Annotated in this window: 19 protein-coding genes and 1 pseudogene; 1 reads left to right on the forward strand and 19 read right to left on the reverse strand. The window is 64.5% G+C overall.

Translation table 11 applies throughout. The features are described 5' to 3' along the window. Positions 1-186: 186 nt before the first annotated feature. Entirely contained in the window at positions 187-669 is a 483-nt protein-coding gene (locus tag D1Y85_RS02865) for a nitrate reductase associated protein (RefSeq protein WP_124149483.1), read from the reverse strand. 110 nt (positions 670-779) lie between these two features. On the opposite strand from D1Y85_RS02865, the gene fdhD reads away from it, so the two are divergent. Then, positions 780-1,604: a formate dehydrogenase accessory sulfurtransferase FdhD gene (fdhD, locus tag D1Y85_RS02870; RefSeq protein ID WP_124149484.1), complete on the forward strand. Its 825-nt coding sequence runs from the start codon at positions 780-782 to the stop codon at positions 1,602-1,604. A gap of 56 nt (positions 1,605-1,660) precedes the next feature. Here the strand turns inward: fdhD and D1Y85_RS02875 are convergent. The 18 genes and pseudogenes from D1Y85_RS02875 to D1Y85_RS02960 form a co-directional block, all read right to left on the reverse strand. Then, positions 1,661-2,437, reverse strand: a pseudogene (locus tag D1Y85_RS02875) (enoyl-CoA hydratase); the annotation flags it as partial. A gap of 96 nt (positions 2,438-2,533) precedes the next feature. After that, a complete protein-coding gene (locus D1Y85_RS02880; protein ID WP_124149486.1) occupies positions 2,534-3,733 on the reverse strand; it encodes an acetyl-CoA C-acyltransferase in 1,200 nt (399 codons plus the stop codon). A gap of 36 nt (positions 3,734-3,769) precedes the next feature. Beyond that, entirely contained in the window at positions 3,770-6,211 is a 2,442-nt protein-coding gene (locus D1Y85_RS02885) for a 3-hydroxyacyl-CoA dehydrogenase/enoyl-CoA hydratase family protein (protein WP_124149487.1), read from the reverse strand. A 150-nt stretch (positions 6,212-6,361) separates the two neighbouring features. Continuing rightward, the gene (locus tag D1Y85_RS02890) at positions 6,362-8,149 is read right to left on the reverse strand and encodes an acyl-CoA dehydrogenase C-terminal domain-containing protein (protein ID WP_124149488.1); all 1,788 of its coding nucleotides are present in this window, start codon (positions 8,147-8,149) and stop codon (positions 6,362-6,364) included. Between the two features lie 81 nt (positions 8,150-8,230). Beyond that, positions 8,231-8,830: a TetR/AcrR family transcriptional regulator gene (locus D1Y85_RS02895; protein WP_124149489.1), complete on the reverse strand. Its 600-nt coding sequence runs from the start codon at positions 8,828-8,830 to the stop codon at positions 8,231-8,233. 206 nt (positions 8,831-9,036) lie between these two features. Continuing rightward, on the reverse strand, positions 9,037-10,416 hold the full coding sequence (gene clsB, locus D1Y85_RS02900) for a cardiolipin synthase ClsB (protein WP_124149490.1): 1,380 nt from the start codon (positions 10,414-10,416) through the stop codon (positions 9,037-9,039). Next, entirely contained in the window at positions 10,416-10,892 is a 477-nt protein-coding gene (nudB, locus tag D1Y85_RS02905) for a dihydroneopterin triphosphate diphosphatase (RefSeq protein WP_124149491.1), read from the reverse strand. The genes clsB and nudB overlap by 1 nt, the downstream gene beginning before the upstream one ends. 170 nt (positions 10,893-11,062) lie before the next feature. Beyond that, entirely contained in the window at positions 11,063-12,868 is a 1,806-nt protein-coding gene (gene aspS / locus D1Y85_RS02910) for an aspartate--tRNA ligase (protein ID WP_124149492.1), read from the reverse strand. A 63-nt stretch (positions 12,869-12,931) separates the two neighbouring features. Beyond that, on the reverse strand, positions 12,932-13,570 hold the full coding sequence (locus D1Y85_RS02915; protein ID WP_124149493.1) for a DUF502 domain-containing protein: 639 nt from the start codon (positions 13,568-13,570) through the stop codon (positions 12,932-12,934). Positions 13,571-13,643: 73 nt separating this feature from the next. After that, entirely contained in the window at positions 13,644-13,997 is a 354-nt protein-coding gene (locus D1Y85_RS02920; RefSeq protein ID WP_124149494.1) for an FmdB family zinc ribbon protein, read from the reverse strand. Between the two features lie 139 nt (positions 13,998-14,136). Beyond that, positions 14,137-14,787, reverse strand: a complete 651-nt coding sequence (locus D1Y85_RS02925) for a methyltransferase domain-containing protein (RefSeq protein WP_124149495.1) — start codon at positions 14,785-14,787, stop codon at positions 14,137-14,139. 36 nt (positions 14,788-14,823) lie between these two features. Continuing rightward, entirely contained in the window at positions 14,824-16,401 is a 1,578-nt protein-coding gene (gene ubiB, locus D1Y85_RS02930) for a ubiquinone biosynthesis regulatory protein kinase UbiB (RefSeq protein WP_124149496.1), read from the reverse strand. 3 nt (positions 16,402-16,404) lie between these two features. Next, positions 16,405-17,058 carry a ubiquinone biosynthesis accessory factor UbiJ gene (locus D1Y85_RS02935; RefSeq protein WP_124149497.1) on the reverse strand — a complete coding sequence of 218 codons (654 nt, stop codon included), beginning with the start codon at positions 17,056-17,058 and terminating at the stop codon, positions 16,405-16,407. Between the two features lie 198 nt (positions 17,059-17,256). Then, positions 17,257-18,276, reverse strand: a complete 1,020-nt coding sequence (locus tag D1Y85_RS02940; RefSeq protein ID WP_124149498.1) for a Tim44 domain-containing protein — start codon at positions 18,274-18,276, stop codon at positions 17,257-17,259. Between the two features lie 36 nt (positions 18,277-18,312). Further along, entirely contained in the window at positions 18,313-19,044 is a 732-nt protein-coding gene (ubiE, locus tag D1Y85_RS02945; protein WP_124149499.1) for a bifunctional demethylmenaquinone methyltransferase/2-methoxy-6-polyprenyl-1,4-benzoquinol methylase UbiE, read from the reverse strand. A 92-nt stretch (positions 19,045-19,136) separates the two neighbouring features. Next, entirely contained in the window at positions 19,137-19,550 is a 414-nt protein-coding gene (locus D1Y85_RS02950) for a gamma-butyrobetaine hydroxylase family protein (protein WP_124149500.1), read from the reverse strand. Positions 19,551-19,625: 75 nt separating this feature from the next. Continuing rightward, complete coding sequence (locus D1Y85_RS02955) at positions 19,626-20,057, reverse strand: HIT family protein (RefSeq protein WP_124149501.1); 432 nt, start codon at positions 20,055-20,057, stop codon at positions 19,626-19,628. A gap of 46 nt (positions 20,058-20,103) precedes the next feature. Further along, the gene (locus tag D1Y85_RS02960) at positions 20,104-24,150 is read right to left on the reverse strand and encodes an FAD/FMN-binding oxidoreductase (RefSeq protein WP_124149502.1); all 4,047 of its coding nucleotides are present in this window, start codon (positions 24,148-24,150) and stop codon (positions 20,104-20,106) included. Between the last annotated feature and the right edge of the window lie 885 nt (positions 24,151-25,035).

Genomic DNA, 25,035 nt, shown 5'->3' on the forward strand with positions numbered 1-25,035 from the left:
GTGTGCCGAACGTCGTCCGTCCGCCTGGAAGTGCGCGCGGGACGAGGGAAAACGACCTGATGCGAAAGGCGGGCTTTCGTTGCGCCTAATCAGATAACGGCACGCTTTGGCGAGGCTTGAGAGAAAAAAGGGGAGAAATCGGCGTTTTCTGGCGGATCACGCCGGGAACGGCGCTCAGACCGGCGCTTAGACGGGAGCAGCCAGGCCGAACTCGCGCATCGCGGGCACGAAGTCGTGGTTGCTCTCCGGCTTGCGCGCGAGCTTCGCGAGCACATAGCGCTGAAACGGCGCGAGGCGCGCCCACGCGTCGACGTCCGGGGTAGCCAGACTCGCCATTGCCGCCTGGTGCGCGATGCCGCCCGGCACGATGCTGACGTCGCGCCAGGCTGGCGCTTCCTCGGGCGCGAACCACTCCGGCTCGACGTTGGCGTGCGTGCGCAACATCTCGAAGAGTGCGTGGTCGAAGTTGGTCTCGGTCGAGACGTCCTCGTCGACGGGGAAACGCGCCAGCAGCAGCCGGTCCTCCAGCGGCAACAGCTGCCACTGCGCGAGCGAGATGCGCAGCCCGAAACGGTCCAGATTGAAGCGCACGCACATCGGAATGTAGGTGAGATTCTCCGACGACTCGACCTCGAACCGGAACAGGAGCGGAGCTTCGTTCAATGCCATGGCAGTATCCTCGCGAAGCGGACGCGAGCGGGAGGCGTCCGCTTGAGGTATTTTAGAACCTTCCGCGCGGCGCGCGACCGCGCCACGTCAGGCTTGATGGAGTAATGCGCTTGAACCCACTGGAAACCACCGGCCAGCCCGGCGTCATCGAACTGCGCGTGCATCGCCACGGGAGCGGCACGGTCGATACGCGCGCCGATCACGTCGGCCAGGAGTGGCCCGTCGCGCTCGTGTTCAACGGCATCTCCCACGCGGTGATGATGTGTACGCCGCGCGACCTCGAAGCGTTTGCCGTCGGGTTCGCGATTTCGGAAGGCATCGTCGCGCGCAATGCGGACATTCAGGACATCGAGGTCGTTTTCCGCGAGGACACGAATTTGCCCCACGCCGAGGTCCATCTCACGGTCGTCCAGCAGGCCTTTGCCGGGCTCAAGGACAAGCGCCGCGCGCTGGCCGGACGCACCGGCTGCGGCGTGTGCGGAATCGAGAGCATCGATCTGCTCGATCTGCAGCCCGAACGCGTACCCGACACGGGCTTCATCCGGCGCCTCGCGCCTGACGCCATCGCACGCGCTGCACGAGAACTGCCGCAGCATCAGGTGCTCACGCAGCTCACAGGCGGCCTGCATGCGGCCGCGTGGTGCGACGCGCAGGGCGCGATCGTCTACGCGTTCGAAGACGTCGGCCGTCACAACGCGCTCGACAAGCTGATCGGCCAACTGGTGCTCGCGCGCGCCGACACGCAGCAAGGCTTCGTATTCCTGTCGAGCCGCGCGAGCTACGAACTGGTGCGCAAGGCGGCGCGTGTCGGCATCCCGATGCTGGCGACGATCTCCGCGCCCTCCTCGCTCGCCATCGCCATTGCCCAGCGCGCTGGACTGCGGCTCGTGAGCTTCTGCCGCGAATCGGGCTACGTCGATTACGAGACGGCCTGAACGTCCGAGGGCCTGGACGCGTTCCGGGTTCCCCGTTCCGCACCGTCCGGCGCGCCGTCGAATTGCCTGAAATCCGGCTTGCGCTTTTGCAGGAACGCCGTGAACGCTTCCCGCGCCTCGGGCATGCGCAACATCTCGCCAAACTGCACGGCCTCTGCGCTGATGCGCGCCTTGATCTCGTGCTGGCTCGCGCGCTTCATGAACGCCTTCGTCACGTGCAGCGACGAAGCAGGCAGCGCCACGAGCTTCGCCAGTTGCGCGGCGACGAACGCGTCGAGTTCGGCGGCGGGCAGCACGCGATTCACGAATCCCATGCGGTGCGCCTCGGCGGCATCGAACATCTCGCCTAGCAGCAGCTTTTCCGCCGCGAGCTGATGACCGGCGATACGCGGCAGCAGCAGCGACGACGCCGCTTCCGCGCAGAGTCCGAGCTGCGCGAACGGCATGGCGAAGCTTGCCGTGTCGGCGGCATAGACCATGTCGCAGTGCAACAGCAGTGTCGTGCCCACGCCGACCGCCGCGCCCGCCACCGACGCGACGAGCGGCTTTTCGGCGCCCGCGATGGCGTAGAGAAAGCGCATCACGGGTGAATCGTTGCCTGTGGGCGGCGTCTTCAGAAAGTCTTCGATGTCGTTGCCGGCCGTGAAAATCCCGGGCTGGCCGCGCAGCAGCACGACGCGCACCGACGCGTCCTCATGCGCCGACGCGAGTGCTTCGTTCATCGCCTCATACATCGCGGGCGTGAGCGCGTTCTTGCGCTCGGGCCGGTTAATGGTGATCGTCAGCACGCCGTTTTCGCGTGTGATCTCGATTGCATGGGTCGGCTGAGTCATCCGGTTGTCTCCTGTCATGCTCCATCACCCCAATACGAAAAACGGTTCGCAAACCGCGAAGCCTGCGAACCGTGTCGACAATGTTGCCCGATACGTTTATAGACGCTCGATGATGCCCGCCGCGCCCATGCCGGTGCCGACGCACATCGTCACCATGCCGTACTTCAGGTTGCGGCGACGCAGGCCGTGCACGACGGTCGCTGCACGAATCGCCCCGGTCGCGCCGAGCGGGTGACCCAGCGCAATCGCACCGCCGAGCGGGTTGATCTTCGACGGATCGAGACCGAGGTCCTGGATGACCGCCAGCGATTGCGCGGCGAATGCCTCGTTGAGTTCGATCCAGTCGATGTCGTCCTGCTTCAAGCCTGCGGCCTTCAGCGCTGCCGGAATCGCTTCCTTCGGGCCGATGCCCATGATCTCCGGCGGCACGCCACGCACTGCAAAACTCACGAAGCGTGCGAGCGGCGTCAGGTTGAACTGCTTGAGCATCTTCTCCGAAACGACGATCAGCGCGCCCGCGCCATCCGACGTCTGCGAACTGTTGCCCGCCGTCACCGAACCCTTGTTGGCGAACACGGCACGCAGCTTCGCGAGGCCTTCCATCGACGTGTCCGCGCGCGGACCTTCGTCGAGCGCCATCACGCGCTCGCTCACCTTCACGTCGCCCGACGCGAGATCCGGGTAGCGTTCGACGATCGTGTACGGCGCGATCTCGTCATTGAACTCGCCGGCCTGCTGCGCGGCGAGCGCGCGGCGGTGCGATTCCACGGAGAACGCGTCCTGCGCCTCGCGGCTCACCTTCCAGCGCTCTGCGACCTTCTCGGCGGTCAGGCCCATACCGTAGGCGATGCCGATGTTCTCGTTCGAATCGAAGATGTGCGGCGACATCGACGGCTTGTTGCCCATCATCGGCACCATGCTCATCGATTCGCAGCCGCCCGCAATGATCGCATCGGATTCACCAACGCGAATGCGATCGGCCGCCATTGCGAGCGCCGTGAGGCCCGACGCGCAGAACCGGTTGACGGTCACGCCGCCCACCGTGTTCGGCAGGCCCGAAAGCAGCGCGCCGATACGCGCCACATTGAAGCCTTGCTCGGCTTCGGGAATCGCACAGCCGACGATCGCGTCTTCGATCACTTTCGTGTCGAGACCGGGCACCTGCGCCACTGCCGATTTGATCGCGTGGACGAGCATCTCGTCCGGGCGGGTGTTCCTGAGCGCGCCGCGCGGCGCACGGCCGATGGGCGTGCGGCTCGCGGCGACGATGTATGCGTCCTGCAACTGTTTGCTCATCTGATACTCCAGTCCGTATCCAGTATGTCGTGCCGCTTAGTTGCGCACCGGCTTGCCGGTCTGCAACATGCCCATGATGCGTTCTTGCGTCTTCTGCGTGCCGAGCAACTCGACGAAAGCGCGGCGCTCGAGCGTGAGCAGCCATTCTTCGTCGACGGTGCTGCCCGCTTCGACATCGCCACCGCACACGGCTTCGGCGATGCGGCTCGCGATCAGGAAGTCGTGATCGCTGATGAAGCGGCCGTCGCGCATGCCGACGAGCGATGCCTTGATCGTCGCGATGACCGAGCGGCCCCCGACCGGAATCTGCGTCGCACGCAGCGGCGGACGATAGCCCGCCTGGCTCAGCGCGCGCGCTTCCTTCTTCGCCGTGTCGAGCAGCTCGAACACGTTGAAGACGATCGTGTCGGACGGCTTCAGATAGCCCATCGTGCGCGCTTCGATCGCCGAGCCGGACACCTTCGCCATCGCGGCATTTTCGAACGACTGTTGCAGGAATCGCAGCAGATCGCTCGGCGCGGCGCCGATGGCCCGCGCGGAATCCGCCGCACGCAGCGCGGCTTCCTTCAGGCCGCCGCCCGAAGGCACGAGACCCACGCCGACTTCGACGAGACCGACATAAGTTTCGACGTGCGCAACGCGCTTCGCGCTATGGAGCATCAGCTCGCAACCGCCGCCGAGCGCGATGCCCGACACGGCTGCCACGACCGGCACGTTCGCGTACTTCACGCGCATCATGCTGTCCTGGAACTTCTTCACGAACGGCTCGATACCTTTCGCGCCGCCCATCATGAAGGCGGGCATGGCTTCTTCGAGGTTCGCGCCGGCCGAGAACGGGCCGCCCGGCGTGCCGAGCTTCAGCGACGTGGGCTGCCACACGACGACACCCTTGTAGCCGGCTTCCGCGATCTCGATCGCTTTCGTGAGGCCATCGAGCACGCCCGGGCCGATCGTATTCATCTTCGACTTGAACGAGACGATGACGACGTCGTCCTCGCCCGCGCGATCATCGGTCCAGGCGCGCACGTGTTCGTTTTCGAAGAGCGTCTTGCCGAACGTCTTCGGATCGCGTGCTCCGGATTCACCGAGGAGCGCCGCGCGGAACACCTGGCGCTCGTACACCGGCAGATTCGAGCGCGGCACGAAGCGCGCTTCAGCCGGTGACCAGGAGCCCTCGGCGCCATGCACGCCGCCGTTCGCGGCGACCGGACCTTCGAAGACCCATGCGGGCAGCGGCGCATTCGAGAGCGCCTTGCCGGCTTCGATATCTTCCTTCACCCACTGTGCGACCTGCGCCCAGCCGGCGGCCTGCCAGCCTTCGAACGGGCCTTCGTTCCAGCCGAAACCCCAACGGATCGCGAGATCGATATCGCGCGCGTTATCGGCGATCGACTGCAGATGCACGCCGATGTAATGGAACACGTCGCGGAAAATCGACCACAGGAACTGAGCCTGCGGGTGCTCCGACTCGCGCAGCAACTTCAGGCGCTCTGCGGGCGGACGCTTGAGGATGCGGCCCACGAGTTCGTCGGCCTTGCCGCCGCCGTCGACGTACTCACCCGTGTTCGGGTCGAGCACCTTGATCGCCTTGCCTTCCTTGCGATAGAAACCGCCGCCCGTCTTCTGGCCGAGCGCGCCCTTCGCCACGAGGCCCGCCAGCACGGCCGGCGTCTCGTAGACCGGGAGGAACGGATCGTCCTTCAGGTTGTCCTGCATCGTCTTGATGACGTGCGCGAGCGTGTCGAGGCCCACGACGTCGGCAGTGCGGAACGTCGCCGACTTCGCGCGGCCGAGGCGGCTACCCGTGAGATCGTCGACTTCGTCGAAACGCAGACCGAACTTCTTCGCTTCGGCGACCACGGCGAGGATCGAGAAGACACCGACGCGGTTCGCGATGAAGTTCGGCGTGTCCTTCGCACGCACGACGCCCTTGCCGACCACGCTCGTCAGGAACGATTCGAGCTGGTCGAGAATTTCGGGCTTCGTCTGCGCGGTCGGGATCAGCTCGACCAGATGCATGTAACGCGGCGGATTGAAGAAGTGCACGCCGCAAAAACGTGCCTTCAGTTCAGCGTCGAAACCATGCGACAGTTCGGTGATCGACAGGCCCGAGGTATTGGTCGCGAAGATCGCATTCGGACCGATGTGCGGCGCGACCTTCTTGTAGAGGTCATGCTTCCAGTCCATGCGTTCGGCGATCGCCTCGATCACCACGTCGCATTCCGCGAGCTTTTCGATGTCGTCTTCGTAGTTCGCGGGCGTGAGGTACTGCGCGTCGTCCTTCACGCCGAACGGCGCGGGCGAGAGCTTCTTGAGATTTTCGATCGCCTTGAGCGCGATGGCGTTCTTCGGGCCTTCCTTCGCGGGCAGATCGAACAGCAGCACGGGCACGCGCGCGTTGATCAGGTGCGCTGCGATCTGCGCGCCCATCACGCCGGCGCCGAGCACGGCCACCTTGCGAATAATGAGATTGCTCACGTTGTTTCCTCCAGCGGATATGCAATGTCGAGCGGATTGGGAGTGTGCGCGGCGTTCTGTGCGTGAAGCTTTACTCTTCACTGCGGCGCCGCGTCTGGACATCGTGCGAGCGTGGCGCGGTGAGAAACCGCGCCACGCTTGCCAGGGCTTTTAGAACAGTGCTTCGTCGACTTCCATGAGGGTCTTCGAGCCCGCGCGCGCCTGGCGAATCGCGGTAGCCGTTTCCGGCAGCAGCTTCGCGAAGTAGAAGCGCGCCGTGGCGAGCTTCGACTTGTAGAACGGATCACCCGACGCTTCCTTGTCGAGCGCGATACGCGCCATGCGCGCCCAGAAATACGCGAATACGAGGTGACCCACTGTACGCAGGTACGGCACCGCTGCCGCGCCCACTTCGTCCGGGTTCTGCATGGCCTTCATGCCGATTTCCATCGTGAGCTTCGTCACCTTGTCGCCGATGTCGGCGAGCGGGTTCACGAACTCCTGCATTTCCGGCTTGATGCCTTCGGCTTCGATGAACTCCGTCACGAGCTTGCCGAACTTCTTGAGCTTCGCGCCCATGTCGCCGAGCACCTTGCGGCCCAGCAGGTCGAGCGACTGGATCGCGTTCGTGCCTTCGTAAATCTGGTTGATGCGCGCATCCCGCACGTGCTGCTCCATGCCCCACTCGGAGATGAAGCCGTGGCCGCCGAACACCTGCATGCCGAGGTTGGTGCTCTCGAATGCGTTGTCGGTGAGGAACGCCTTGATGATCGGCGTGAGCAAGGCGACGAGGTCGGCAGCTTCCTTGCGCTCGGATTCGTCGCCGTGCCACAGTTCGCGGTCGATCTGCAACGCCGACCAGTACGAGAACGCGCGACCGCCTTCGGCCCAGGCCTTCTGCGTGAGCAGCATGCGGCGCACGTCCGGATGCACGATGATCGGATCGGCGGCCTTCTCCGGCGCCTTCGGGCCGGTCAGCGCGCGCATCTGCAGACGGTCCTTCGCATACGCGAGCGAGTTCTGGTAGGCGATTTCCGTGAGGCCGAGACCCTGCATGCCGACGCCTAGGCGCGCGGCATTCATCATCACGAACATGGCGTTCAAGCCCTTGTTCGGTTCACCGACCAGCCAGCCCTTCGCGCCGTCGAGGTTCATCACGCAGGTCGCGTTGCCGTGAATGCCCATCTTGTGTTCGATCGAGCCGCACTTGATGCCGTTGCGTGCGCCCGGCACACCCGCGTCGTTCGGCACGAACTTCGGCACGACAAAGAGGGAGATGCCCTTGGTTCCCGGCGGCGCGTCAGGCAGACGCGCGAGCACGAGGTGGACGATGTTGGCCGCCATGTCATGCTCGCCGGCCGAGATGAAGATCTTCGTGCCGGAGATGGCATACGAGCCGTCGCCGTTCGGTTCGGCCTTCGTGCGCAGGAGGCCGAGGTCAGTGCCGCAGTGCGGTTCGGTCAGACACATCGTGCCCGTCCATTCGCCCGAGACGATCTTCGGCAGATAAACCTTCTGGAGTTCCGGCGTGCCGTGCGCGTGCAGGCACTCGTAGGCGCCGTGCGACAGACCCGGGTACATGGTCCACGCCTGGTTCGCCGAATTCATCATTTCGTAGAGCGCGTTGTTCACGAACGCGGGCAGGCCCTGGCCGCCGAATTCGGGATCGCAGCCGAGCGCGGGCCAGCCCGCCTCGACATACTGCGCATACGCCTCCTTGAAGCCGGTCGGCGTGGTGACGATGCCGTCACCGGCGTACGTGCAGCCTTCGCGGTCACCGACCTGGTTCAGCGGAAACAGCACTTCGGAGCAGAACTTGCCCGCTTCCTCGAGCACCTGGTTCACCGTGTCGGCGTCGAGGTCGGCGTGCTTCGGCATCTGCTTCACTTCGCCTTCCACGTTCAGCAGTTCGTGCAGCACGAACTGCATGTCGCGCAGGGGCGCGGTGTACTGTCCCATGTCCTATCTCCAAAGTTCGAATGTTGCCAATCCGGTACTGCCGCGACGCATTTCGCGTCGCCAGGCGCCAGCCGTTAGCGGTTAGCGGCTTGCGCTCTGATACGAAACAATCAGTTTTTCCAGCGCGGCCCACGCATGATCGGCGGCGTCCGGCAGATGCAGGAAGCGGCCGTCGTGGTGCAGACCGAGCGTCACGCTGTACAGCTCGAAGAGCATCAGCGCGGGGTCCGTGTCACGGCGCAAATGCCCTTCTTCAATCGCCTGCGAAATCGCGCGAAGGAGCGCGGTACGCCAGGTCGTGACACTCGACACGAGCTGCTCGCGCACCTGGCTGTCCGCGCGATCGTCGTACTCGACCGCGCCGCTGATATAAATGCAGCCCGTCGTGACTTCGTGAACGCGCTTTTCGAACCAGCGCGACAGCATCGCACGAAGGCGGGGCAAACCACGCGGCTCGCGCAAGCTCGGAAAGAAGACCTCTTCCTCGAATCGACGGTGATACTCGCGCACCACCTCAGTCTGCAGGTCGTCGCGCGATCCGAAATGCGCGAAGACGCCGCTTTTGCTCATCTGCATGCGCTCCGCAAGCAAACCGATCGTCAACCCTTCAAGTCCATCACGACTGGCCAGGTCGAGTGCTGCATCCAGAATCGCGGCTCGTGTCTGTTCGCCTTTTCGCATAGCTTTATCTACCGTAACGAGGTGGCCAGTTCTTAGGCTGGAATAAAAGCGAACGGCCGTACTATTATTATGGCCAGCCGTCCGCGCAACAAGGACTTTATTAGAAACCGGTTTCTAACCGGTCTGACAATTTTGTCGTGTTGGGCGCCGGGTACAAGCGAGCAATTTCTCGATTGCTCCCTTTATGTTTCTTGTGGCAGGCGCGCCTAGTCGTAGCCGCCGATAGTCAACAGCTTCATGACGGCACGATAGGTCGTATATGCAAGCCAGCTAACCGTCCGCTCGCGCATCGGGCGAGCCTCGTAGTGAGCCCGGTCGATCTGCGTGGCATCGTCGAACGCTGCCAGGATCGCATCGCGCAGTTCCTGGATCTGCGGGTGCAGCACCATCAGCACGTTGGCCTCGTTGTTGAGCACGAGGCTCAGCGCGTCGAGGTTCGACGAGCCAACGGTCCCCCACTTCGAATCGACGACGGCCACCTTCCCGTGCAGCAAGGTCTTTTCGTATTCGGCGATCTGCACGCCTGCGCACAGGAGCGCGCGATAGAGGAACCGCACGCCGTAATCGAGGAGCTTGAACTCCTTTCGTCCGATCAATAAGCGTACCGTCACGCCGCGCCCCGCCGCTTCGGTGAGCGCGCGCCGCAGTCGCCGCCCCGGCATGAAGTAGGGATTGGCCAGCAGAACTTCATGGCGCGCCTGGCGAATCGCGTCGAGATAAACACGTTCGATTGCGCGCCGGTTCACGACGTTGTCGCGCGCGACAAACGCCACACACGGCACTCGCGCGGTGCGCGGATCGCGAACGCTCACGCGCAGGCGCGCACGCAGCCGCTCGACGATGCGCTCCGCACGGGTGAGCGGCTCGACGGGCGCCAGTTCGCGCAGCGCGTCATCGCTGGCCGGCACGGGGCGGCCCGTGCCTTGCCCGGTCGGGTGCGGCGCCATGAAGCCCACGCTCGCGGGCACGCCGGGAAACTGCGACTGCGCCGACGGAACCGGCAACGGCGGTCGGAAGCCAAGCCGGATGCGGCGCCACTGGAGCTCGATCGCCTCGCGCACGTCGACAACCACGGGACCGCTCAGCTCGACAGCAAAATCCCAGCGTGGAAACGGCAACGCCTTGTCGTCCTGTGCGAGGTCGTCGACCACGTTGATGCCGCCGCAGTACGCATATTGACTGTCGATCACCGCGAGCTTGCGGTGTGTGCGCGAAAAACCAAAGCGGCCAAAGATATGCGGGTTGTAGACGCGATGCTCAACGCCCGCGGCCACCCAGTCGTCGAAGAGCGCGATGCGCGGGCTGCCGATGCCGTCAGTGATCACGCGCACCCGTACGCCGCGTTCAGCGGCGCGCATGAGCGCCGCCGATACCGCGCGGCCGAGTTCGTCGTCGCAGAAGATGTAGGTTTCGAGCGCGACGTCGCGCGTGGCCGCGTCGATCCGCTGGATCATCGCGCCGAAGAGGTGCGCCCCCGAGCAGAACAGGCGCACATCGTTGCCGCTCGTGTAGCGGTAGCGCGACCGGTAGCGCCGGCCCAGCAGCAAGTCATGCAACCGGACGGCGCGACGCGGATCGATATCCATCACGCACGCGCCTCGCGAAGACGGCCGGGCAACTGCAGGATGGCTTCGCGATTCGACGACGAAAAGCACTTCGCGGCCGCCTCTTCGTAGGGCAACCAGAGATACGCAACATGCTCGCGCGGAGCGAGCGTAACCGGCGTGCCATGCGGCACTTCGAGGCTGAACCAGTGTTCCGTGTTGCGCGTGATGCCGGGCGCATAGCGGTGCCGCCAGACCGGATAGATCTCGTACTCGATCTCGTGCCGCCAGTCGACAAGCGACGTGCCCGCGACACCACCCGGCCCGACGACGATACCGGTTTCCTCGGCCACCTCGCGCACGGCGGTATCGAGAAACGGCTCTTCCCGACGGTCTTTCGAGCCCGTCACCGACTGCCAGAATCCGGGCCGGTCGGCACGTTCGATGATCAGCACATCCAGTTGCGGCGTGTGAATGACGACGAGTACGGATTCCGGAATCTTCGGCGGCTTCGGCATGGCGACGGTGCGTGGGTGGATTCTCGCGGCACGCGTTGGTGCTCGCACGGGCCGCTAAGCAAAAATGTAACGCAAAAAGCAAAAAAGGCGCTCGATGCGCCTTTTTTGTTTTCGCGTTGTTCTGGCGGCGGCCCGCTTTGGAGCCCACCGCCGGACGCGCTTAGTGCACGTTACTGCGCGGCCTTCTGCTCGGGCTGACGCAGACGGATATGCAGTTCGCGCAGTTGCTTCTCGTCGACCGGGCTCGGTGCCTGCGTAAGCAGACACTGGGCGCGTTGCGTCTTCGGGAACGCGATCACGTCGCGGATCGAGTCGGCGCCGGCCATCATCGTGACGATGCGGTCGAGGCCGAATGCGATGCCACCGTGCGGCGGCGCGCCGTACTGCAGCGCGTCGAGCAGGAAGCCGAACTTCGCGCGTGCTTCTTCCGCGTTGATCTTGAGCGCGCGGAACACCTTGCTCTGCACTTCCTCGCGATAGATACGCACCGAACCACCGCCGATTTCCCAGCCGTTCAGCACCATGTCGTAGGCCTTCGCGAGGCAGCGGCCCGGATCCGTTTCGAGGTACTCCAGGTGCTCGTCCTTCGGGCTCGTGAACGGGTGGTGCGCGGCCACGTAGCGGTTCTCTTCCTCGTCGTACTCGAACATCGGGAAGTCGATAACCCACAGCGGACGCCAGCCGGTCTCGACGAGGCCATTGACCTTGCCGAACTCCGAGTGGCCGACCTTCAGGCGCAGCGCGCCGAGGCTGTCGTTCACGATCTTCGCGCGGTCGGCCGCGAAGAAAATGATGTCGCCGTCCTGCGCGCCCGTGCGCTCGAGGATCGCGGCGATCGCTGCGTCGTGCAGGTTCTTGACGATCGGGCTTTGCAGACCGTCACGGCCCTTCGCGACTTCGTTGACCTTGATCCACGCGAGACCCTTCGCGCCGTAGATGCGCACGAATTCCGTGTAGCCGTCGATGTCGCCGCGCGAAAGCTCGCCGCCCTTCGGCACGCGCAGCGCCGCGACGCGGCCATCCTTCGCGTTGGCCGGTGCGCTGAACACCTTGAAGTCGACGTCCTTCACAGCATCGGTCAGTTCGGTGAACTCGAGCTTCACGCGCAGGTCCGGCTTGTCCGAACCGAAGCGGCTCATGGCTTCCGAGTACGGCATCACCGGGAACTTCGCATCGAGTTCGACGCCGATGGTTTCCTTGAACACGTGACGCGCCATGTCCTCGAACAGATCGCGGATTTCCTGCTCGCCGAGGAACGACGTTTCGCAGTCGATCTGCGTGAATTCCGGTTGACGGTCGGCACGCAGGTCTTCGTCGCGGAAGCACTTGACGATCTGGTAGTAGCGATCGAAGTTCGCCACCATCAGCAACTGCTTGAAGAGCTGCGGCGACTGCGGCAGCGCGAAGAACTGGCCCGCATTCACACGCGACGGCACGAGGTAGTCGCGCGCGCCTTCCGGCGTGCTCTTCGTGAGCATCGGCGTTTCGATGTCGATGAAGCCGAGCCCGTCGAGGTACTTGCGCACTTCCATCGCCACGCGATAGCGCAGACGCAGGTTGTGCTGCATCTGCGGACGGCGCAGGTCCAGCACGCGATGCGTGAGGCGCGTGGTTTCCGAGAGGTTGTCGTCGTCGAGCTGGAACGGGGGCGTCACCGATGCGTTCAGCACCACGAGTTCATGGCACAGCACTTCGATCTTGCCGCTCGTGAGGTTCGCGTTGATGGTGCCTTCCGGGCGGTTGCGCACGAGGCCCTTCACCTGGACACAGAATTCGTTACGCACGCCTTCGGCCACCTTGAACATCTCGGCGCGATCCGGGTCGCAGACGACCTGAACGAGACCCTCGCGATCGCGCAGGTCGATGAAGATAACGCCACCGTGGTCGCGGCGACGCTGCACCCATCCGCACAGCGAAATAGTTTGGCCCAGCAGCTGTTCGGTCACCAGACCGCAGTATTCAGATCTCATCGACATGATGTTCGTCTTTCGTTATGCATGAATTGAACGAGCGGGCCGCGCGCGGCGCGGCGCCCGGTGTTACAGCGGAGGATCGATGGGGCGGCGCGAAGGCGCGGCCGGGGCGACGACGCCCATCGAAACAATATACTTGAGCGCGACGTCGACGCTCATATCGAGCTCGATCACCTCGCTTTTCGGCACTATCAGGAAGAAACCCGACGTGGGATTCGGCGTAGTCGGCACATAAACGCTGACGTGCTCTCCCTGAAGATGGTTCACCACATCACCACCCGGAGCGCCGGTCAGGAACGCAATCGTCCACGAGCCCCGGCGCGGGTATTCGATCAGAAGGGCCTTGCGGAACGCGTTGCCGTTGCTCGAAAGCAGTGTATCGGATACCTGCTGGACGCTACTGTACAGCGGACCCACGAGCGGAATGCGTCGCACGAGTGCATTCCACCAACTGACGAGCTTCTGACCGATGAAGTTCTGCGTAAACAGACCGACCGCGAAGACAAACGCGAGCGTGAGCAGCGCGCCGAGACCCGGCAGACGCATGCCGAAATGTCGGGGCTGCCACGATTCCGGCAACAGAAGCAGCGTCTCATCCATCGTGCCGATGATGAGGTTCAGCACCCAAAGCGTAATGCCGAGCGGAACCAGCACCAGCAGGCCAGTCAGGAATACAGCTTTGAGGGTCGCTTTCTTCGTCGTCATCTCAACCGCCATGCGGACCGCGCTGTGTCAGCGCAGCGTGCGGTCCGGCGTGCAACAACCGGGCCGCGGGTTCTCAGGTAGCGCCCGCCGTGCTGGGCGTCGTGCTCGCGCTTGCTGAGGTGCTCGCAGCGGCGCTCTCGCCAGCCGGCTTGCTGGCTTCGGACGATGACGCCGACGCCGATCCGTCCGCCGCCTTCGCGTCAGTCGCAGCCGCGCTCGTGCTGGCGCCGTTGCCACCACTATTGCCACCGCGGAAGTCGGTCACATACCAACCCGACCCCTTCAACTGAAAACCAGCGGCGGTCACCTGCTTGCGGAAGGCATCCGCGCCGCAACTCGGACACTGCGTCAGGGGCGCATCGCTGATCTTTTGCAGCACATCCTTCTCGAAGCCGCACGACTCGCAGCGATAAGCGTAGATCGGCATGATCTCTGTCCTGGTGAAAATCGGGTAAAAGCTTGCAAAGCCTTGAATTATAGCCGCAAACGACCCGTCGCCCTGGCATTTGCCGGGCGACAACGGGTTGCAGCCGATTTTTCAGAGATTGGGGCGACCCGGCAGCCGATCAAGTGGCCGGCGAGGCTGCGTCGTTGCGACACCAGACCATCCAGCGCTCGCGGCCCTCGAACACCGGCAGCGAGCCGATCCCGGGCTGCTCGACAAGGAGGGTGAAGTACGGTGTGAGCAGCGCGTCGAGTTCGTCGCGGCTTATCGGGAACGGCGGGCCCTTCTGCGGCTCGCCGATGAAAAAGTAGCCCGCGAGCAGTGCACCGGGCTTCAGCAGCGCCGCCATGCGTTGCGCGTAGCGGGCGCGTTGCGCCAGAGGCAGCGCGCACAGAAACGCACGCTCGAACACCCAGCCCGGCGCGAATGGCGGCTCGTACGCAAAGAAGTCGGCCTGCTCGACCACCGCCGCGTGCTTGCCGAGCGCCGCACGCGCGCTCGCGACCGCCGCAGGTGCGAAGTCGATGGCACGCACGGTGCGGTTGTGCCCGGCGAGCCAGCCCGCCTCCCACGCGTTGCCGCAACCGGGAATCAGCACGGCCAGATCGGGGTGTGCGATAGCGAACGCCTCGAACTGCGGCTGGACGCCCGCCTGGTCCCACGGCGTAAAGCCCCGGGTAAAGCGCTCGTCCCAGAACGACGCCTCGGCCGGGTCGCGGGTTTCGAATTCGGGGACACCCGGCGGCTGCGTGGGACGCGTCGGTTCGTTCATCTCTGTCTCCTATCGGTCAGCCGCGGCGCTGAAAACTCAACCGCCCGCCGCAAACGCGATCCACACCCGCGCCGCCACCATGCCGACGCCCACCGCTATGCCAAACACCAGCACGCCCTGCAACAGGCGGTTCGTGCGCCTTTGTTCGGCGAGCATGGCGCGGATCGTCTCGTCGCTGGCGAGATGCGCGCCTTCCTGCCGATGCATCAGCACCTGATGCACAAGGCGCGGCAGTTGCGGCAGCGTCTTGCTCCATTGGGGCGCTTCGATCTTGAAGCGCTCGTACCAGCCGCGCAGACCGATCTGCTCGGTCATCCAGCGTTCGAGATACGGCTTTGCCGTCTTCCAGAGATCGAGTTCCGGATCGAGCGACCGGCCAAGCCCCTCGACGTTCAGCATCGTCTTCTGCAGAAGCACGAGCTGTGGCTGGATTTCGACGTTGAAGCGGCGCGAGGTCTGGAAAAGGCGCAGCAGCACCTGGCCTAGCGAGATGTCCTTGAGCGCGCGGTCGAAGTACGGCTCGCAGACGGCGCGAATCGCGCTCTCAAGCTCTTCTACGCGCGTATTCTGCGGCACCCAGCCCGACTCGATGTGCAGCGTCGCGACGCGGTGATAGTCGCGCTTGAAAAACGCGAGGAAGTTCTGCGCGAGGTAGTTCTTGTCGAAGTCGGAGAGTGCCCCGACGATGCCGAAGTCGAGCGCGATATAGCGCCCGAAGTGCGCCGGATCCAGACTCACCTGGATATTGCCGGGGTGCATGTCGGCGTGGAAAAAGCCGTCGCGGAACACCTGCGTGAAGAAAATCTCGACGCCCTCGCGCGCGAGCTTCGGGATATCGACGCCCGCCGCGCGCAGCTTGTCCACGCGGCTGATCGGGACGCCGACCATGCGCTCCATCACAAGCACGTTGGACGTGCTGAACTCCCAGTACATCTCTGGCACGAGCAACAGGTCGAGGCCCGCGAAGTTGCGCCGCAGCTGGCTAGCATTGGCGGCCTCGCGCATGAGGTCGAGCTCGTCGTGCAGGTACTTGTCGAATTCGGCGACCACTTCGCGCGGCTTCAGGCGCTTGCCGTCCGCCCAGAGCCGCTCGGCCCACACGGCGAGGTCGCGCAGCAGTGCGAGATCGGAATCGATCACAGGACGCATGTTCGGCCGCAGCACCTTCACCGCGACCGCCTTGCCGATGTGCTGTCCCGACTTCACCTTGGCGAAGTGCACCTGGGCGATCGACGCGCTCGCCACAGGCACACGCTCGAAGTCGTCGAAGAGCGCATCCACGGGCGCACCTAGCGCCTTTTCGATGATGGCAATCGCCACACTCGATTCGAACGGCGGCACCTGGTCCTGCAATCGGGCGAGTTCGCTCGCGATGTCGGGCGGCAACAGATCGCTGCGCGTGGAGAGTACCTGGCCGAACTTCACGAAAATCGGACCGAGGCTTTCCAGCGCGAGGCGCAGCCGCACGCCGGGCGGCTGATCGAAGCGGCGGCCGATCGTGGTGATGCGCAAGAGGAGCCGCACGCGCCGGTCATTTATCCGGCTCAGCATCATTTCGTCGAGGCCGAACCGGATAACGGTAAAGAAAATCTTCAGAAACCGCAGGATGCGCATGTTTTAGAGGCCTGTTGTCGGGCGCGGGCCACGCAACGGTGTGACGGGCGTAACCCGGCTGCCGGAGGCCGTTTTTTGTTCGAGGCGCTCAATGCGCTTCTCCACGCGCGCCAGCGCATCGCGCGCGCGGGAAAGTTCGGTGTTGAAGCCGTCCAGCTCGGCGTGCCGCACGAGTTGCGGATTCTCGTCGAGCAGATATTCGGTCACCGATCCGAGGAGGTTGCGGCCGGTGCGCCACGCATGCTCATGCGCGGTGCGCGCAAGCGACGCGATGCGCGACGCGCCTGCGTCGCCGATCAGCTTCGCGATGTCCTCCTCCGGCTCCCAGCGCAGATGCTCGGCCAGCTTGCCGATGATCTGCGCGAACTCCGCGTCGCCCTCGATCTTGACGTGCTTCATCACGCCGGCCTGGCCGCCCTGAACGAACGACGAGAGCGCGCCCATGGGCAGCGAAAGCGCGACGTCCGCGTGCTGCGCGTCATGTTCGTCCACTGCGGTCAGATAGCCGTCGGGCTGGACGAGCAGCGTGAGCACCATCGGCGGGCTCGAAAGACGCGCAGTCTTGCCCGCATAAGGAGCGAGGCGTTCACGGGCCCACGATTCGCGGGCGAGCAGGTGGTTGACGGCGGCAGCGAAGGGCTTGGCGGCGAGAGTCATCGGGCATGGAATAAGAAAACCCGCGCGGGCAGAAGCTCGCGCGGGTTCCTATTGTAGCGTTCGCAAGGCCCGATCGCGGCACCAGCCAGCCTGGCCGAACGGCTAAAGATGAGACCGTCACCGTGACGACCCCGTGTCATGACGCAGATCAACAGGGGGCGTGGGCGCAATCCAGGCCCGGTACCGGACTCAGTGAATTCAGTGAGACTCGACCTGCTGGATACCCGCGAGCAGCCAGCCCTCGCCAGTCCGGCGCGACTTCGAGAGATTCCAGATCTCCGCAAACGGCTCTGCTGCGGCGCCCGACGTTTCGCGGATCAGGCCGTTGAAGCGCACGCTTGCGAGGTACTCACTGCCGCGGTCCGCCACGTCAAGCAGATCGGCGTTGAGTTGCACGACATCGGTCTGGTTCGGTTCGGCGCCGCGGTCCGCGAGATCCATGCGAATTTCCGCGAACATTTCGGGTGTCGTGAATTCGCGGATATCGTCCATGTTGCCCGCGTCCCATGCGGCCTGCAGGCGCACGAAGTAGACCTTCGCGTTGCGCAGGAACGCTTCAGTGTCGAAGCCCTCGGGGACAGACGCCGCCGAGGCGATGAGCGGTGTGGAGAGCGGATTGGCTTCGGGCGCGAGGTACTGGCCAGTCGGCGGCGCCGTGAAGCGCGGCTCTTGCGGAAACCCGCCGACCTGCCGCACACCGCCTGACGGCGGCAGGCCCCCACCCGTCTGGTACGCGGGCTCGACTACGCGCCGACGGTTCGTGAACTTGCGGATCAGCCAGATGACGACGAACGCGATCAGCGCAATGACGATGACGTTCGCCAACATGCCCGCGAACGCTTCGCCAAGACCGAAGTGAGAAAGCAGCGCTGCGATGCCGAGACCGGCCGCGAGACCCGCGATCGGCGCGAGCCAGCGGTTGCGGTTGGGCGCGGCGGTTGCCGGCGTAGGCGTTGCAGGCCGGGCACCCTGGGCCGGTGCTGCCTGCTGGCTGGAGTTCGGGGTGGCGTTCGGCTGCGCGGGCGGCGGAGTCGTGCTGCGCTGCGTGGCCGTCGACGACTGTCTGCCGAAGCTGCGGCTGCCGCCGAGGCGCCGGGCTTCTGCGTCGAGCGACGCGAAGCTGCCAGCGACCAGCGCGCCGATCACGGCCACCGTCCCAATTCGTCTGGCCCACTGCATTGAAAGCTTTTTGCAAGTATTGACGCGGGGCTCAGACATGGGCAAATTTCCTTTAAAGACAGCGCGTTATGCGCACTAATACTTAGTGCCGACATGCAAGGCTACCACGCCAGCTGACAAATTGTAATATTTGACAGCTTCGAGACCAACTTGCTCCATCATCGTCTTCAGGGTTTCCTGGTCCGGGTGCATCCGGATCGATTCGGCCAGATAGCGATAGCTTTCGGCGTCGTCGGCAAAGCGCGCGCCGAGCCACGGCAGCACTTTGAACGAATAAACATCGTAGGCTTTTTTCAGGGGCTCCCACACCTTCGAGAACTCCAGCACCATTACGCGGCCGGCAGGCTTGACCACGCGCCGCATCTCGGCGAGCGCGGCGTCCTTGTGGGTCATGTTGCGCAAGCCGAAGGCCACGGTCACCACGTCGAAGTAGTTGTCCGGAAAGGGGATTTTCTCGGCGTCGCAGAGCAGCGCGGGGGTGATGACGCCGTGGTCGAGCAGCCGGTCGCGGCCCACGCGCAGCATCGACTCGTTGATGTCTGTGTGCCAGACCTCGCCCTTGGGACCCGCCTTCTTCGCGAACGCCATCGAGAGATCGCCGGTCCCGCCGGCGATGTCGAGCACCTTCGCGCCGGGCCGCACGTTCGCCTGTGCGATCGTGAAAGCCTTCCAGGCGCGGTGCATCCCGCCTGACATCAGATCGTTCATCAGGTCGTAGTTAGAGGCAACCGAGTGGAACACGCCGGCCACCTTCTTCGCCTTTTCCTGTTCCTCAACTGTCTGATAGCCGAAGTGGGTTTTGCTCATCGCGCTGGTCCTTTCGCGGGGGGTCTTGTATTGAGGATACTCGCCGCGGCGTCTAACGCACTGGCGACGGGGCAGGATCGTAACAGGAAGCCTTAGTGGCAGTGGCCGTGCGCAGCAGGCGGCGGCGTCATAGGCGCATCGCGATCAACACCCGCTGCCTTCAATTGCTCGAAATAGGCGGCCCAGAGTTCGTCCTGGTGCGTAGCGAGTTCGTAAAGTTGATCCCAGGAGTAGATGCCGCTGTTGTGGCCGTCCGAGAAGGTCGGTTGCAGCGCGTAGTGGCCGACGCCCTCGAGCGCCGTGATGGTGACCTCGCGCTTGCCGGTCTGCAGGGTCTCCTGCCCGGGACCGTGGCCGCGCACCTCCGCCGACGGCGAATACACGCGCATCAGCTCGAACGGGATGCGGTAGCTCTCGCCGTTCGCGTATTGCAGTTCCAGGACGCGCGAGAGCGCGTGCACCACGACGCCAGTCGGCACCGGTGTATCGGATTTCAGTCCAGTCATGATCGTCCTCGGGCTAGTGCGCCCGGTTGGCGAGCCGCGCGAGCCCCGCTTCGGGCGCCAGCCGGCCTGTTACGCTCAGGCGAGAGCCTGTTCTATTTCGTGACGCACTGCGTCGCGCAGCAGCGTGGCCTGGGCGCGGCGCTGGCCTAGCATCGCCTCGGAGACCGTCCGCTGACGCGGCGCCCACACGGGAAGCGGGAAGTGCGCGTCGTTCGTGAAGCGCGGAATGACATGCCAGTGCACGTGCGGCACCTGGTTGCCGAGGCTCGCCAGGTTCACCTTCGACGGATGCATCACGCGGCGCACCGCACGCTCGACCGCATAGACCGCCCGCATCAGGTGTTCCCGGTCCGAATCGGCCAGATCGGAGAACTCCGCGACGTGCGTATTCCAGATCACCCGGCAGAAGCCCGGATAATCGGCCTCCGACGGCGCCAGCACGACGCGCATGCGCTCGTCCTGCCACAGCACGTCGCCGCCATCCTCACTGCAGAATACGCATGCCATCGTCGTTCCCCCGAACTGGTATCACGAAAATCGTGTTGCGCCGCCATTAGACCAGCACGCGCTCGATTCCGCCATTGTTCGCCTTCTGAACGTAGTCCGCCATCCAGTTTTCGCCAAGAATGTGGCGGGCCATTTCGATGACGATGTAGTCCGCGTCGATATTGGCGTCTTCGTTGTAGCGCTTCAACCCCTGGAGGCACGACGGGCAGCTCGTCAGGATCTTGACCTCCTGATCGGTGCCGACACCGCCCGCCTCCTCCCGCGTCGCGGGCTGCACACCGTTCGCGCCGTTGCCGACGAGTGGAATGCCGCGCAACTTCGCCGCACCCTTGCGGATTTCCTCTTCCTTGCGGAAGCGCACCTGCGTCGAGATGTCCGGACGCGTCACGGCCAGCGTGCCGGATTCGCCGCAGCAGCGGTCGTTCTTCTCGATCCGGTAGCCGTCCTTTTCAGCGCCCATCAGCTCGTTGACGAGTTTCATCGAGTCCATCGTCTTGATCGGCGTGTGGCACGGGTCGTGGTACATGTAGCGCGTGCCCTTCACGCCGTCGAGCTTGATGCCCTTCTCCAGCAGGAACTCGTGGATGTCGATGATGCGGCAACCCGGGAAGATCTTGTCGAATTCGTAACCGGCGAGCTGGTCGTAGCACGTGCCGCACGACACCACCACGGTCTTGATGTCGAGGTAGTTCAGCGTGTTCGCGACGCGGTGGAACAGCACGCGGTTATCCGTGACCATCTTCTCGGCCTTGTCGTACTGACCCGAGCCGCGCTGCGGATAACCGCAGCACAGGTAGCCCGGCGGCAGCACGGTCTGCACGCCCGCCTCCCACAGCATCGCCTGCGTCGCGAGGCCGACCTGCGAGAACAGGCGCTCGGAGCCGCAGCCGGGGAAGTAGAACACCGCCTCCGAATCGACGTTCGTCGTCTTCGGATTGCGGATGATCGGCACGATCTTGTTGTCCTCGATGTCGAGCAGCGCGCGCGCCGTCTTGTTCGGCAGGTTGCCCGGCATCTTCTTGTTGACGAAGTGGATCACCTGCTCGACCACGGGCGGCTTGCCCGTCGTCGCGGGCGGACGGGCCGTCGTCTTCTTCGCGACCTTCTTCAGCAAGTCATTGCCAAGGCGCTGCGCCTTGTAGCCCACGCCCATCATCGCCGTGCGCACGAGATTGATGGTCTGCGGATTCGTCGCGTTGAGGAAGAACATGCCCGCCGCGTTGCCCGCATTGAACTTCTTCTTACCCATCTTGCGCAGCAGGTTGCGCATGTTCATCGTCACGTCGCCGAAGTCGATCTTGACCGGGCACGGCGTCACGCACTTGTGGCAGACCGTGCAATGGTCGGCGACGTCGTTGAACTCGTCCCAGTGCTTGATCGACACACCGCGGCGCGTCTGCTCTTCGTACAGGAACGCCTCGACGAGCAGCGACGTCGCGAGGATCTTGTTGCGCGGGCTGTAAAGCAGGTTCGCGCGCGGCACGTGGGTCGCGCACACGGGCTTGCACTTGCCGCAGCGCAGGCAGTCCTTCACCGATTCGGCGATCGCACCGATATCGGACTGCTGCATGATCAGCGATTCGTAGCCCATCAGACCGAACGACGGCGTATAGGCGTTGCGCAGATCGGCGCCGTCGAGCAGCTTGCCCGCGTTGAAGCGGCCCTGCGGATCGACGCGCTTCTTGTAGGCGCGGAAGTCGGCCATCTCCTCTTCCGTGAGGAATTCGAGCTTCGTGATGCCGATGCCGTGCTCGCCCGAGATCACGCCGTCGAGCGAACGCGCGAGCTTCATGATGCGCGCGACTGCCGCGTGGGCGTCCTGCAGCATCTCGTAGTTGTCCGAGTTGACCGGGATGTTCGTGTGAACATTGCCGTCGCCGGCGTGCATGTGAAGCGCGACGAACACGCGTCCGCGCAGCACCTTCTTGTGGATCGCCTGGGCTTCGTCGAGGATCGGCTTGAACTCGCCGCCATTGAAAATCTGGCGCAGTTCAGCGCGGATCTCCGTCTTCCACGACACGCGCACCGTGCGGTCCTGCGTGATATGGAATACGTTCGCGCCGGGTTGCGCATCGACGCGGTCAGCGAATTTTTCCGCAAGCGCCTCGTAACCGAGTTGCACGAGATAGTGCTGCGCCTCGCGCAACGACAGATCGAGCTTGTCGCGCAGGAACTCCCAGCGCGCGCGCACGCGCTTGAGCAGCTCGAGCGCTTGCTGCACGCGGTCTTCGAGCAGTTCGGCGCTCGGGATTTCGCTGGCGTCGTCGCTCTTGCCAAGCGGCAGATTCCCGCCCTTGAAGAACGCTTCGAGCGCGTCGACGAGTTGCAGCTTGTTCTTGATCGACAGCTCGATGTTGATGCGCTCGATGCCGTCCGTGTACTCGCCCATGCGGTTGAGCGGGATCACGACGTCTTCGTTGATCTTGAACGCGTTGGTGTGCTTCGCGATCGCGGCGGTGCGGCTGCGGTCGAGCCAGAAGCGCTTGCGCGCCTCGGCGGAGATCGCGACGAAGCCCTCGCCGCTCTTGCCGTTGGCCATGCGGATCACTTCCGAGGTGGCTGCGGCCACGGCATCGGCATCGTCGCCGACGATGTCGCCGATCAGCACCATCTTCGGGAACGCGTTGCGCTTGCTCTTGGTCGCATAGCCGACCGCGCGCAGATAGCGCTCGTCGAGGTGTTCGAGGCCCGCGAGAATCGCGCCACCCCGCTTCGACGTTTCGAACAGATAGTCCTTGATCTCGACGATGCTCGGAATCGCCTCGCGCGCCTGGCCGAAGAATTCGAGGCAGACGGTGCGCGTATTCGCGGGCATCTTGTGCAGCACCCAGCGCGCGGACGTGATGAGACCGTCGCAGCCTTCCTTCTGCACGCCGGGGAGACCTGCGAGGAATTTGTCGGTGACGTCCTTGCCGAGGCCCTCTTTGCGAAAGCGCTTGCCCTCGATGTCGAGCGATTCGGTGCGCAAGAGCTTTTCGCCCGGCGCATGCTCGCCGTCGAACCACTTCAGTTCGAAGCGCGCCACCGGGATGTCGTGAATCTTTCCGAGGTTATGGTCGAGGCGCGTGACTTCGAGCCAGTTGCCTTCGGGATCGACCATGCGCCACCAGGCGAGGTTGTCGAGCGCCGTGCCCCAGAGCACCGCCTTCTTGCCGCCCGCATTCATCGCGACGTTACCGCCGATGCACGACGCGTCGAGCGACGTGGGATCGACGGCGAACACGAAGCCCGCGGCTTCGGCCGCCTCGGTCACGCGGCGCGTGACGACGCCCGCGCCCGAAAAGATCGTCGGCACTTTGCGATCGACGCCCGGCAGGTCGGTCATCTCGACCGCGCCGAGCTGCTCGAGCTTTTCCGTGTTGATGACGGCCGAGAACGGCGTGAGCGGCACCGCGCCGCCCGTGTAGCCCGTGCCGCCCCCGCGCGGGATCACCGTGAGGCCGAGTTCGAAGCAGGCCTTCACGAGGCCCGCGATCTCGGCTTCGGTGTCGGGCGTGAGCACGACGAACGGATACTCGACGCGCCAGTCGGTGGCGTCGGTGACGTGTGAGACACGCGCGAGGCCGTCGAAGCGGATGTTGTCCTTCTGCGTGCGGCGGCCGAGCACCTTCGTCGCGCGGCGGCGCAGGTCGGCCATTTTCTCGAACTCGCCCGCGAACGCATCGATCGCGCGGCGCGCGGCGGCGACCAGCGTTTCGACGCGGGCCGCGCGATCCACAGCCGCATCGTCGCCGTGCGCGCTGAGGTCGGCGCGGCGACGCTTCTCGATTTCGGCGAGCCGGTGATTCAGCGCTTCGATCAGGAGCGCGCGGCGCTTCGGATTATCGAGCAGGTCGTCCTGCAGGTACGGATTGCGGCGCACGACCCAGATGTCGCCGAGCACTTCGTAGAGCATGCGTGCCGAGCGGCCGGTACGGCGCTCTGCCCGCAGTTCGGCGAGTGCCGCCCACGCATCCTCGCCCAGCAGACGGATGACAATTTCCCGATCCGAAAAGGACGTGTAGTTATAGGGAATCTCGCGCAGACGCGGTTCGATGTCGGCGGCCACGGCGGCGGCAGCGCCATTAGGATCGAAAACTTGAGGTGCGTTCATGGTTGGACGACTCTTTGGGTCAGTACCGCGCAAACGGCTCGCTGGCCGTCTGGCCGATGCCGACGGGGCGCGTGGGGCGCTATTCTGAAATCTTGTCCGCCTGCGGCTGGTTGCGGACTCTGGGGATGGGGACAAGCGGCCGAAAGGCGGTAACACTCACGCCGACTCACGCCGACGGTTCCCCGGCGCTCAGACTCCGCGACACGATCGTGCGTGGCGGGCGTGCCGCTGCGCCGCGGGGCGGGTCTCGCGCCGCACGGGCATCAAATGGGCTGTCCGAGGTTGCCAGAGCATCTTCCGATCCTGGTTATCAAAACCGGATTTTAACGCATGATCCGCCCGTGCGCTGGCGCTGCGCAGAGCGCGTAGGGTCATACGGAATTCACTTTCGCGCGACGACGAGGGCACTGACGCGGGACCTCGACGCCGGGCGCAAAATCGGGACGCTGCCCCGTCGCCTTGGGGCGTTGCGGGGAGAACGCCGTGCGCCCGGCGCCTTGATTCGCCGTCCGAATGGTCGGGAAATGCGCACCGTCGGCGCAGCCTCGCAGCCCGTGGTCGTCGCCTCCTGGCATCACCAGTCTTCCCGACCGCGAGGGCCTTTGCCCCGCGCCCCTCTTCGCCGGGCTCATGTTTCGTTTTCACGTAGCCCCGGTCCGCGCACAGCCCGCCAGCGCCCGCTTCCGCCCCGCCCTTACCCACGCCAGTGCCCAAGTCATTGGCGCTATGATTGACGTTTTCCCGTCATCAACTGCTCTAGCGCCCTCCAGCATGGCCTCCCACGACGATTACCTGAAGAAAATCCTCACCGCCCGCGTCTACGACGTCGCCCGCGAGACCGAGCTGGAGCGCGCGCCGAACCTCTCGGCGCGCCTTGGCAACGCC

It is taken from the genome of Paraburkholderia dinghuensis, assembly GCF_003837865.1.
Classification (GTDB): Bacteria; Pseudomonadota; Gammaproteobacteria; order Burkholderiales; family Burkholderiaceae; genus Paraburkholderia; species Paraburkholderia dinghuensis.

What these genes read in the sequence shown, in the direction of transcription:
- nudB (WP_124149491.1), bottom strand. Translation starts at nt 10,892, where the DNA reads ATGCCGAAGCCGCCGAAGATTCCGGAATCCGTACTCGTCGTCATTCAC.
- D1Y85_RS02915 (WP_124149493.1), bottom strand. Translation starts at nt 13,570, where the DNA reads ATGACGACGAAGAAAGCGACCCTCAAAGCTGTATTCCTGACTGGCCTG.
- D1Y85_RS02955 (WP_124149501.1), bottom strand. Translation starts at nt 20,057, where the DNA reads ATGGCATGCGTATTCTGCAGTGAGGATGGCGGCGACGTGCTGTGGCAG.
- D1Y85_RS02960 (WP_124149502.1), bottom strand. Translation starts at nt 24,150, where the DNA reads ATGAACGCACCTCAAGTTTTCGATCCTAATGGCGCTGCCGCCGCCGTG.
- D1Y85_RS02950 (WP_124149500.1), bottom strand. Translation starts at nt 19,550, where the DNA reads ATGACTGGACTGAAATCCGATACACCGGTGCCGACTGGCGTCGTGGTG.
- D1Y85_RS02865 (WP_124149483.1), bottom strand. Translation starts at nt 669, where the DNA reads ATGGCATTGAACGAAGCTCCGCTCCTGTTCCGGTTCGAGGTCGAGTCG.
- D1Y85_RS02890 (WP_124149488.1), bottom strand. Translation starts at nt 8,149, where the DNA reads ATGGGACAGTACACCGCGCCCCTGCGCGACATGCAGTTCGTGCTGCAC.
- clsB (WP_124149490.1), bottom strand. Translation starts at nt 10,416, where the DNA reads ATGGATATCGATCCGCGTCGCGCCGTCCGGTTGCATGACTTGCTGCTG.
- D1Y85_RS02920 (WP_124149494.1), bottom strand. Translation starts at nt 13,997, where the DNA reads ATGCCGATCTACGCTTATCGCTGCGAGTCGTGCGGCTTCGAGAAGGAT.
- aspS (WP_124149492.1), bottom strand. Translation starts at nt 12,868, where the DNA reads ATGTCGATGAGATCTGAATACTGCGGTCTGGTGACCGAACAGCTGCTG.
- D1Y85_RS02940 (WP_124149498.1), bottom strand. Translation starts at nt 18,276, where the DNA reads ATGTCTGAGCCCCGCGTCAATACTTGCAAAAAGCTTTCAATGCAGTGG.
- D1Y85_RS02880 (WP_124149486.1), bottom strand. Translation starts at nt 3,733, where the DNA reads ATGAGCAAACAGTTGCAGGACGCATACATCGTCGCCGCGAGCCGCACG.
- D1Y85_RS02895 (WP_124149489.1), bottom strand. Translation starts at nt 8,830, where the DNA reads ATGCGAAAAGGCGAACAGACACGAGCCGCGATTCTGGATGCAGCACTC.
- ubiB (WP_124149496.1), bottom strand. Translation starts at nt 16,401, where the DNA reads ATGCGCATCCTGCGGTTTCTGAAGATTTTCTTTACCGTTATCCGGTTC.
- D1Y85_RS02925 (WP_124149495.1), bottom strand. Translation starts at nt 14,787, where the DNA reads ATGAACGAACCGACGCGTCCCACGCAGCCGCCGGGTGTCCCCGAATTC.
- ubiE (WP_124149499.1), bottom strand. Translation starts at nt 19,044, where the DNA reads ATGAGCAAAACCCACTTCGGCTATCAGACAGTTGAGGAACAGGAAAAG.
- D1Y85_RS02935 (WP_124149497.1), bottom strand. Translation starts at nt 17,058, where the DNA reads ATGACTCTCGCCGCCAAGCCCTTCGCTGCCGCCGTCAACCACCTGCTC.